Origin of the sequence: Mesorhizobium sp. M0276, assembly GCF_040321755.1 — a bacterium.
Taxonomy (GTDB): domain Bacteria; phylum Pseudomonadota; class Alphaproteobacteria; order Rhizobiales; family Rhizobiaceae; genus Mesorhizobium.
Window position 1 is genome coordinate 156,945 of the sequence record NZ_JAMYSC010000012.1, and the last position, 9,887, is coordinate 166,831.

The 9,887-nt window shown below is 61.7% G+C and carries 9 protein-coding genes and 1 pseudogene; 8 read left to right on the top strand and 2 right to left on the bottom strand.

Annotation, left to right across the window (positions count from 1 at the left end; all coding sequences use genetic code 11):
• Positions 1-53 precede the first annotated feature (53 nt).
• The 8 genes and pseudogenes from lepB to NKJ01_RS12290 all read left to right on the top strand — a co-directional run bounded on the left by lepB (position 54) and on the right by NKJ01_RS12290 (position 8,830).
• Positions 54-803 carry a signal peptidase I gene (gene lepB / locus NKJ01_RS12255; RefSeq protein WP_352599221.1) on the top strand — a complete coding sequence of 250 codons (750 nt, stop codon included), beginning with the start codon at positions 54-56 and terminating at the stop codon, positions 801-803.
• A complete protein-coding gene (rnc, locus tag NKJ01_RS12260; RefSeq protein ID WP_352728203.1) occupies positions 803-1,558 on the top strand; it encodes a ribonuclease III in 756 nt (251 codons plus the stop codon). Before lepB ends, rnc begins: the two co-directional genes overlap by 1 nt.
• Positions 1,555-2,481, top strand: a complete 927-nt coding sequence (era, locus tag NKJ01_RS12265) for a GTPase Era (RefSeq protein WP_352728205.1) — start codon at positions 1,555-1,557, stop codon at positions 2,479-2,481. The genes rnc and era overlap by 4 nt, the downstream gene beginning before the upstream one ends.
• 81 nt (positions 2,482-2,562) lie before the next feature.
• A pseudogene (locus NKJ01_RS12270) lies at positions 2,563-3,023 on the top strand (phosphotransferase).
• A gap of 388 nt (positions 3,024-3,411) precedes the next feature.
• A complete protein-coding gene (locus NKJ01_RS12275) occupies positions 3,412-4,581 on the top strand; it encodes a porin (RefSeq protein ID WP_352728207.1) in 1,170 nt (389 codons plus the stop codon).
• 136 nt (positions 4,582-4,717) lie between these two features.
• Positions 4,718-5,494, top strand: a complete 777-nt coding sequence (recO, locus tag NKJ01_RS12280; protein ID WP_352728209.1) for a DNA repair protein RecO — start codon at positions 4,718-4,720, stop codon at positions 5,492-5,494.
• Positions 5,491-6,009, top strand: coding sequence for a PaaI family thioesterase (locus NKJ01_RS12285; protein ID WP_352728211.1), 519 nt, complete (start codon positions 5,491-5,493; stop codon positions 6,007-6,009). The genes recO and NKJ01_RS12285 overlap by 4 nt, the downstream gene beginning before the upstream one ends.
• 70 nt (positions 6,010-6,079) lie before the next feature.
• Entirely contained in the window at positions 6,080-8,830 is a 2,751-nt protein-coding gene (locus tag NKJ01_RS12290) for a DUF2339 domain-containing protein (protein ID WP_352728213.1), read from the top strand.
• A 3-nt stretch (positions 8,831-8,833) separates the two neighbouring features.
• Here the strand turns inward: NKJ01_RS12290 and NKJ01_RS12295 are convergent, their stop codons facing one another.
• Both NKJ01_RS12295 and NKJ01_RS12300 read right to left on the bottom strand, forming a co-directional pair.
• Positions 8,834-9,262, bottom strand: coding sequence for a type II toxin-antitoxin system VapC family toxin (locus tag NKJ01_RS12295; protein ID WP_023762079.1), 429 nt, complete (start codon positions 9,260-9,262; stop codon positions 8,834-8,836).
• On the bottom strand, positions 9,252-9,506 hold the full coding sequence (locus NKJ01_RS12300; protein WP_023762078.1) for a type II toxin-antitoxin system VapB family antitoxin: 255 nt from the start codon (positions 9,504-9,506) through the stop codon (positions 9,252-9,254). The genes NKJ01_RS12295 and NKJ01_RS12300 overlap by 11 nt, the downstream gene beginning before the upstream one ends.
• Between the last annotated feature and the right edge of the window lie 381 nt (positions 9,507-9,887).

Below are 9,887 nucleotides of genomic sequence, written 5' to 3' on the forward strand. Positions count from 1 at the left end.
TTGCCCAGCGCGCGCCGAGACTCTATACCATCCAACGCACAATCGAGGACGACATGAGCGTGGCTGAAAAAACTGTGAAGAAATCCGGCGGCCTTGGCGAGACCGTCAGCGTCATCGTGCAGGCGCTTTTGCTCGCCCTGGTCATCCGCACGCTCTTGTTCCAACCCTTTTCGATCCCATCGGGATCGATGCGGCCGACGCTTTTGGAAGGCGATTATCTGTTCGTCACCAAATGGTCCTACGGCTATTCGCGCTATTCGCTGCCTTTCGGTCCCGACATCTTTTCGGGCCGCATCTGGGGCTCCGAGCCCAAGCGTGGCGATGTTGTGGTGTTCAAGTTCCCGCCGGATCCGTCCGTCGACTACATCAAGCGCGTTATCGGCCTGCCCGGCGACAAGATCCAGGTCAAGGACGGCCAGCTTTTCATCAACGGCGAAGGCGTGCCGCGCGTGAAAACCGGCCAGATCGACAATCCCGACATTACCGAGGAATCGCGCCCTATCGACGTCTATCGCGAGACCTTGCCCAACGGCGTCAGCTACGACACGCTCGACTTGAATTCGAACTCGATCGGCGACAATACGCGCGAATTCGACGTGCCGCCCGGCCATTATTTCATGATGGGTGACAACAGGGACAATTCCGCCGACAGCCGTTTCACCGTCGGCTACGTTCCCGCGGAAAATCTGGTTGGCCGCGCCAATCTTGTTTTCTTCTCTATCGCCGGCAAGGCGAGCCCGCTCGAAATCTGGAAATGGCCGTCGCTGATGCGTGCTTCGCGCCTGTTCCACTTCGTCAATTGATGGCTTTGAAGCGCCCGACAGGCGAAACACTGGCCGGTTTGGTGAAGGCCAAGACCGGCCACGTCTTCAAAGATATCCGCTTGCTTGAGACCGCCTTGACGCATTCCAGTGCGGTCAAGGCGGCAAGCAACAATCAGCGTCTGGAATTCCTTGGCGATCGCGTGCTTGGGCTCGTCGTCGCCGATATGCTTTTCGAAAAGTTCCCTGACGCCCCGGAGGGTGAAATCGCGCCGCGCTTCAACGCGCTGGTCGATGCGAAGACATGCTCCGAGATCGGCATCGAAATGCAGCTCGAGGATCTGGTCCGGGCCGACGCTGCCTTGAAGATGCGGTCGCGTGGCTCGGGCGGAAACTATCTGGCGGATGCGGTCGAAGCGCTGATCGCGGCGGTCTACGTCGACGGCGGCATCGAGGCCGCGCGGCGGTTTGTCCTGCGCTACTGGGAACCGCGCTCGCGGTCGGTGGTGACAAAGCCGCTCAATCCGAAATCCGATTTGCAGGAATGGATTGCCAAGACCAGCGATGCACGCCCCGAATATGTGATCGAAAGGCGCGAAGGCCCGGACCATCAACCTGTCTTCACGGTGTCCTTGCAGGTCCGCGGCTTCGCGCCGATAAGCGGCACCGGCGGCTCACGCAGGGCCGCCGAAGAAGCAGCGGCTTCGGCGTTTCTCTTGCGCGAAGGCGTCTGGGCCACCGCATCGGCTCAAAAAACGGAGGGCGCGGGGCGCTCTAGAGAAGGGAGCGCGGCATGACCGCTACCGAAGAGCAGGCAACGGAAGCTGCCCCCACGCATTCCGGCTTCGTCGCCCTGATCGGCGCGCCCAATGCGGGCAAGTCGACGCTGGTCAACCAGCTGGTCGGCGCCAAGGTGTCGATCGTCACGCACAAGGTGCAGACGACCCGCGCCATCGTGCGCGGCATCGCGACGCATGACAATGCGCAAATCGTTTTCGTCGACACGCCCGGCATTTTCAAGCCGAGGCGGCGGCTCGACACGGCGATGGTGACCACCGCCTGGGGTGGCGCCAAGGACGCCGATATCGTGCTGCTTTTGATCGACGCCGAGCGCGGTATCCGGGGCGACGCGGACGCCATCCTCGAACGGTTGAAAGATGTGCGCCAGCCTATGGTGCTGATCCTCAACAAGGTCGACCGCGTCAAGCACGAGGCGCTGCTGGCCTTGTCGGCGGCGGCCAACGAAAGGGTGCCGTTCAAGCGCACCTTCATGGTTTCGGCGCTCACCGGCTCCGGTTGCAAGGACGTGCTCGATTATCTGGCTGAGGCTCTGCCGGCCGGCCCATGGTACTATCCGGAAGACCAGATCTCGGATCTGCCGATGCGCCAGCTCGCCGCCGAGATCACCCGCGAAAAGCTTTATCTCAGGCTGCATCAGGAACTGCCCTATTCCTCGCATATCGAAACCGAGAAATGGGAAGAGAAGCCGGACGGCTCGGTGCGTATCGACCAGACGATCTATGTCGAGCGCGACAGCCAGAAGAAGATCGTGCTCGGCCACAAGGGCGAGACCATCCGCGCCATTGGCCAAGCGGCGCGTATGGAGATAGCCGGCATCCTCGAACAGAAGGTGCACCTGTTCCTGTTCGTCAAGGTGCGCGAGAACTGGGGCGACGACCCCGAACGCTACCGCGAGATGGGGCTCGAGTTTCCGCGCTAATGCGGGATCCAGAACCGAAGGTCCACGCAACAAAAAGCGGGAACCGGAAAAGACCATGCTCAACAAGTCCGCTTCCGGTCCATGGCCAGCAGGCTGAACATCGACACAGCGCTTGTTAGCCGACTGGTCGCCACGCAATTTCCCCGCTGGAAGGATCTTGCGGTCAGGCCGGTCGAATTTGGCGGCTGGGACAACAGGACCTTCCATCTTGGCGACGAGATGACCGTGCGGTTGCCGAGCGCCGCGGCCTATTTCCTGCAAGTGGAAAAGGAGCACCGCTGGCTGCCAAGGCTGGCGCCACGGGCGTCGGCGATCCCGCCTGCGATCTGGCGATTGCATGGACGCTGTTTGAAGGCAAAAGCCGGGAAGCGTTCCGAGCCGGCGTTACGGCCGATCAGGCGATGTGGGCGCGCGGTCGTGGCTGGACGCTTTGGAAGGCGCTGATCACCGTGGCCGGGCAGATAGACGTCAATCCGGTCGAGGTTGAGAAATCCCGATATGTGATCGACGAAGTGCTTGCCGACCACGCGCAGCGGGCCTGACGCGCCAGGGCGATGCGGCCAAAAATCCCGATCGGTGTCTGAAAGATTCCGTTATTTCGATAGGACGGGCCGATATTGTTCGGCGTTCTCTGGTTGAAATATATGTTTAGCCGCGAAACTATCGGAATAGATATTGAATATATGACGTTGTGCCGATTGTGCCATCGACATGTGCATAAGTGTTATTTGTGCAACACGGAATTAAACTGTTAAATGAATCGCCGTTATTTCCGAAATCGTCATTGAAGGCAGAAGATCGATGGGTATGTTCGCGCTCGAAAAGGGCGAGCGCTGCGAGCTTTTTTCATTGTGGTGGTGAGGCGGGAAAACATTGCCGCCAGCCACAAATCCGAAAGCCATTTAAAACTTTGACTGGAGAGGTCAGAAAATGAACATCAAGAGCCTCCTTCTCGGCTCAGCCGCGGCACTGATCGCGGTGTCCGGCGCTCGCGCCGCGGACGCTGTCGTCGTCGCCGAACCGGAACCGGCCGAATACGTCAAGATCTGCGACGTCTACGGCGCTGGCTACTTCTACATTCCGGGCACCGAGACCTGCCTGCGCATCGGCGGCTATGTCCGTTATGACATCGGCGTCGGCGATGCCGGCTCGCTTGATGGTGTCAACCATGTCCCTGACCATCAGAGCGACAGCACTCATTCGACCTATTACAAGAACACACGCTTCACACTGAAGACCTGGACCGGTCAGGAGACCGAGCTCGGTACCCTTAAGACCTACACCGAGACCCGCTTCAACTACGGCAACAGCAGCGGCGACTATTCTGATCAAAGCGCCACCAACGCGAACGACTGGCAAGGCCGTAACAAGTCTCTCTCGCTGCGTTTCGCTTGGATTCAGCTCGGCGGCCTGCGCGTCGGCAAGGACGATACTGCTTTCGATACGTTCATCGGCTACGCCGGCAACGTCATCCAGGACACGCTGGTTCCGTATGGCGGGCAGGAGAGCAACGTCGTTCAGTACTACTTCGACGGAGGCAACGGCCTCACGGGGTTGGTCTCTCTTGAAGAAGGCGCCGGCAAGATCGGCACCATCGACAGCTATGTTCCGCATGTCGTCGGCGGCTTGAAGTACAAGGGCGACTGGGGCGCGGTCACGGGCGTCGTCGCCTATGACAGCAATTACGAGGAAGTGGCCGGCAAGGTTCGTTTGGACGTCAACGTGAACAAGGAACTGACGTTGTTCATCATGGGCGGCTACGGCACGGACGACAATCTCAACGACAATGCGGGCAACGCCATCGATGCCAGTGGTCGCGGCTTCTACAAGCAGTGGGGTGGCAACTGGGCAGTCTGGGGCGGCGGCACCTACAAGTTCAACGAGAAGACTGCGTTCAACGCCCAGGTCTCTTATGACGACTGGAAGAACCTCGGCGTCGCCGCTAACGTTGCCTATACCGTTGTCCCCGGCTTTACGGTCACGGCTGAAGTCGACTACCTCAATGCTGGTAAGTTCGAGGACGCCGACTTCAACAACTGGACCAAGGCTAACAAGAAGAGCAGCGTCGGCGGCATTCTCCGCTTCCAGCGCTCGTTCTAACGGATCGGCTGACCTTACCAGCCCGCCCGCAGCGATATGCTGCGGGCGGTTTTTTTATGCGCTGTGCCGGCATCAGCCCGTCAAGCACCAAACCCAACCCTTGATTTCGCCATCCAACCGGTGAAATGCTTAGGGCATGGAATGGCGCGACGAGGGAATCATTCTCGGCACCCGCAAGCATGGCGAAACCAGCGCCATTCTCGAGGTGATGACGCGTACGCATGGCCGTCATCTCGGCCTTATTCGGGGCGGCCGTTCGCGCAAGCAGCAGCCTGTCCTCCAACCGGGCAATCGTGTCGACCTGTTGTGGCGGGCGCGCCTTGACGAGCATCTCGGCACGTTCCAGGCCGAGGCGATAGAGATGAACGCGGCCCGCCTGATGGACAGTGCCGTAGCCGTCTACGGGCTGCAGACCATGGCCGCGCATCTGCGGCTGTTGCCCGAGCGCGACGCGCATGAAGGTCTCTACGAAACGCTTGCCGTGATGATCGCCCATCTCGACGATGCCGATGCCGCCGGCGAACTGGTGGCGCGCTTCGAGCTTCTGGTTCTGGACGAACTCGGCTTTGGCCTCGATCTCAGTCAATGCGCCGCTACCGGCACGCGGCAGGACCTGGCCTATGTCTCGCCAAAATCGGGTCGCGCTGTATCGCGTGAAGCAGGCGCACCATGGCGCGACAAGATGCTGGCTCTGCCGGCCTTCTTGCAGCGCGGCTCCGGCCTGCGCGCGGATCCGGCTGATGTCGAAGACGCCTTCCGGCTGACCGGTTTCTTCTTCACCCGCCACGTCTATGAGCCGCGCGGCATCGAGCCGCCCGACGCCCGCGCCGGCTTCCTTGCCGCATTGCGCAAACACCACGCGCGCGGCAAGACCATTGCCGGCGAGGATGCGGCCAGAGAAATCATCACATGAGCGAGGTCGAGCTTTATCCGGGCCGGGTCTCGCCGCTCGGCCTCGGCACCATTCCGCATGCCGACATCCTCAAATACACTGGCTTGGAATTGCTGCAGCGCATCGTCGACGGCAAGTACCCGGCGCCGCCAATCTCCTTCCAGCTCAGCTTCGCGCTGACCGAAGTGTCGGAAGGCCGTGCCGTGTTTCGCGGCGTACCCAATGAGCGCCACCTCAACCCGCTGGGCGGCGTACATGGCGGCTGGGCGGCGACTCTGCTCGATTCGGCCCTGGCCTGCGCGGTGCAGACGCTGCTCGAAAAGGGCGAGGCCTACACGACGGCGGAGTTCAAGGTGAACTTGACGCGACCCATCACGCCGAAAACCGGCGAGGTGGTCTGCGAGGGCAAAGTCATTCACAAAGGTCGCATATTGGCCGTATCGGAAGCGACGTTGAAGGATGCCGGCGGCAAGCTGCTGGCTTTCGGCACCGAAACATGCTCGATCTTTCCGGCCGCCAATCTGACGGTAGTTTGAGTTTTGCGGCCGTTTGGCCGCCGCATTTGAGTGTCATTGAGACTGTCAGCGATGGTTTGGGGGAACCGCCATGTTTGAGAGCCTGATCGGCCTTGTCGCCATCATCGCCTTGTTTGTCATCGTTTCGCGCCAGCAAAGCCGCATCGGCCTGGTTGAGCGCGAGCTTGGCGCGCTGCGCAGCCTCGTGCTTTCAGGCGTCGTGCCGTCCAAGGCCAGGCCGTCCGAACAGGCCCCACCCGACAGCGCGCGTGCCGATGTGGTTCCGGCCGTAGCAGTCGCGGCCGACATTTCCTCGCCAGCGATAAGCGAGCCTGTGGTCGCACAGGCGCCGCCCGCTACGGAAGAGGAAGCCCCGATTGATGAGGCCGGGCCATGGGCGCCAAGCAAGACGGCACCCAAGGCAGCGGAACCTTCCGCGCCGGCCGCTCCGGCGAGAGCCGCCCGCCAGTCGGATGTCGAAACGGCACTCGGCACCCGCTGGGCGGTCTGGGTAGGCGGCATCGCGCTGGCGCTGGGCGGCCTGTTCCTGATCCGCTACACCATAGAGGCCGGTATTTTCGGCCCCGGCGTAAGGCTGACCATGGCCGCGGTGCTCGGCCTGGTGCTGGTCGCCGGCGGCGAGTTCATCCGTCGCACAGGCTTTAGAGTGCCGGTGCAAGGCGTTGCCGGCGCCTACATTCCAGCGATTCTGACCGCCGCCGGTGCGTTCATCCTGTTCGGCACCGTCTATGCCGCGTACGGCATTTATGGTTTCATCGGCCCGGCATTCGCCTTCACGCTGCTCGGCGCCATCGGCGTCGCGACGATCGCCGCCGCCCTTGTCCATGGTCAGGCGCTGGCCGGCATCGGCCTCGTCGGCGCCATGGTGACGCCGGTGCTGGTCGCCTCGCAGGCGCCCAATCCCTGGGCGCTGTTCGGTTATCTCGCGATCGTGCTTGCCGCCACCGGCGTCATCGCCCGCATGCGCGACTGGAAGGCGCTGATGGCGGCCGCCTTTTTCGGCACCGGTGCCTGGACCATCCTCTACATGACCGATGCGCCGCAGGCGAACCTCTCCGCCATCCTGTTCATCGACGCCGTCACGCTGGCCGTGCTCGCCCTTGTCTGGCTCGGCCGCCGTGGCGATGAAAGCGTGCAAGCCAGGGTTTTCGACTGGCCGTCCATCGTGCCTGGCCTTTTCGTTGCATTTTCGGCGCTGGGCCTGTCGGTCGACCCGGTCTTCATCGCCGCCGGCGATGCCTTGCCGGGCGCGGTGGTGATCGCCGCATTGGTGGCCGTGGCGCTCTATCGCCCGCTGGCGCTGCCGCTGCTTTATGCCGCCGGACTGGTCACCGTGCTGATCTACCTCGGCATCATCCCGCCAACGTCGATCGTTTCCGATCTTTCGGGCGGAGCGTTGGGCGTCGATGGACTCCCAGTGGCCACGTCCAATGCGCTGACAATGCGCATAGGCATCGCACTTGGCCTGGTCTTCATCGGCACCGGCTTCTGGGCCGCGCGCAGGTTCGCCGCCGGAACGCAGATCCGCCCCGCCTCATGGGCGGCATGGGGCGTCATCGTTCCGCTGGTCATTTTGCTGGCGCTCTGGTTCACCTTCGGCAATCTCGACCGCGACTTTGTCTATGCCGCCGTCGCGGCACTGCTGGTCGTCGTTTTCGCCGCCGGCGGCGAGTGGATCGCGCGGGCCGAGGATCCGCCCCTCAAGGGTGGTATCGCGGTGTCGTTTGCCTTGGGCGGCGCGGCCGTCGCCGGTCTCCTGATGCTGCATATGGCTTTCGATTCCGGCTGGACCACCATCCTGCTCGGTGCGGCGGCCATCGTGCCGGCGCTGGCGACGCGCTGGCGCTCCTATCCGGTGCTCGGCTGGATTTCGGTCGGCGCGGTGATCGCAGTGCTTGGCCGCGTCGCCTTCGATCCGACCATTGTTGGTGCGGAGTTCCTCTCCACGACACCGGTGTTCAACTGGCTGCTGCCGGGCTACGGCGTGCCGGCGTTGGCCTTCGGCTTCGCCGCCTGGCAACTCGCCCGCATGACCAATGGCCGGCCGCGCCTGGCGATGGAAGCAGCAGCGGCGCTGTTTGCGTTGCTCACGCTCGCCATGCTGGTGCGCCATGCCATGCATGGCGGCGTCATCGACACGGGTGCTATGACGCTGGCTGAACAGGCGATCTACACGCTGATCGCCATCGGCGCTGGCGCCATCCTGGTCGCCATCGATATGCGTTCGCCAAGCTCGGTGCTGCGCTATGGTTCGATGGCCGCCGGTGTGATCTCGGTCGCCTTCATCGTTGTCCGGCATTTCGCGGTGCTGAACCCTTTATTCACAGACGAATCAACAGGCCGGATCCCGGTGTTCAACCTGTTGTTCCTCGCCTATCTCTTGCCGGCGGTCGCCGCCGGCGGGCTAGCGCTCTATGCCAGGGACAAGCGGCCGAAATGGTATGCGCAGATGCTGGCCGTGGTGGCGGCCGTGCTTGCCCTGGCCTATGCCACACTGTCGGTCAGGCGGCTGTTCAAGGGCGAGTTCATCGGCTTGTGGAGCGGGCTCGGCCAGTTGGAGACCTACACCTATTCGGCGCTCTGGCTGATCATCGGCGTCGCACTGCTCACCGCCGGCGTATGGCTGAAGTCGCAGGTGCTGCGCATTGCCTCCGCCGCGCTGATCGCGATCGCCGTGCTGAAGGTTTTCATCTTCGACATGTCGGAGCTGGAAGGTGTGCTCAGGGCGCTGTCCTTCATCGGCCTCGGCGCGGTGCTGATCGGCATCGGACTGTTCTATCAGCGGCTGCTGACGCGGGCGGCCAAATCTGAAGTCGGGTAGGGCTCAAGCCAGGTCGGTCTGCGAAAAATCGTTGCCCTTGTAGAGCAGCGGTATCCGGTGAGCCTTGGCACACGCGTAACTGAAGCAATCTCCGAAATTCAGCTTGGCGGGATGGCCCACATATCGGCCATAGTCGCGAGCGGCTTTGATGGCGAGTTCGCGGATGCGTGCATCTATTGGTATCTCTACAGCTCTAAGCTCGGCCAGGAAGCCTACAACGATCGTTTGGCACCGATCGATTAAGACTGCTGGTGTCAGGGCTTGGTCGCCGTTTTCCGCCAGGGATGTACTGCGGGCTATCCCAATGATCGCTTCGAATGCGGAGCTCGGAGAAAAATAGAGCTTGTCGGCACGTTCAGCTTTTTCTAGCAGACTGTCCGCATCTGCCTCCTGCAGGAGGATCGCGATGATAGCCGAAGCATCAAGGAACATCAGGTTCTCCCCATCCTTCGTCCATGAATTTTTTCATGTCGAAGTTCGGGTCACGAGGACCAAGTGCGCTTGCAGCGTCCTGAAACTTCTTGATGCGCTCGCTCAATGGAAGGACGGCGTTCGTCCGTTCAAGCTCGCGCTTGAGGGCAATCCGGACCGCTTCCGTCTTTGTCGGCGCCTTGATCGCAGACTGCAACTGGCGAGCCAGCGCGTCGACCTCGTCATCACGGATGTAAAGCGACATACTCGGCTTCCTCGTCAGACGTATATCTTAAGTTGAATATACAGAATATACGATTTTGAATATACATTCTCCCGGGCGGATTTTCAATTCTGCCGGATGCGTTTTCGTCTATCGTGCGGAAAGACGAGATACCCTCTCAGTTTTCTGCCGGGAATAATTTAGCCGGTCATGTCGTTATCTCATTGCTTGGGTGACCGGGGCGGCGGACCGCTTCGCGCTGGCCGCTTGCGCCGCGCTCGGAAGGCGCGTTCAATCGGATCAACAAGGGCGACCTCAGAAACAGCGGTCATGGACGAAAAGAAGGCAGCAATCCTTGGCGAAATACCACGCCTGCGCCGCTACGCACGCTCGCTTTTGCGCGACCGCGACGCTGCCGACGAT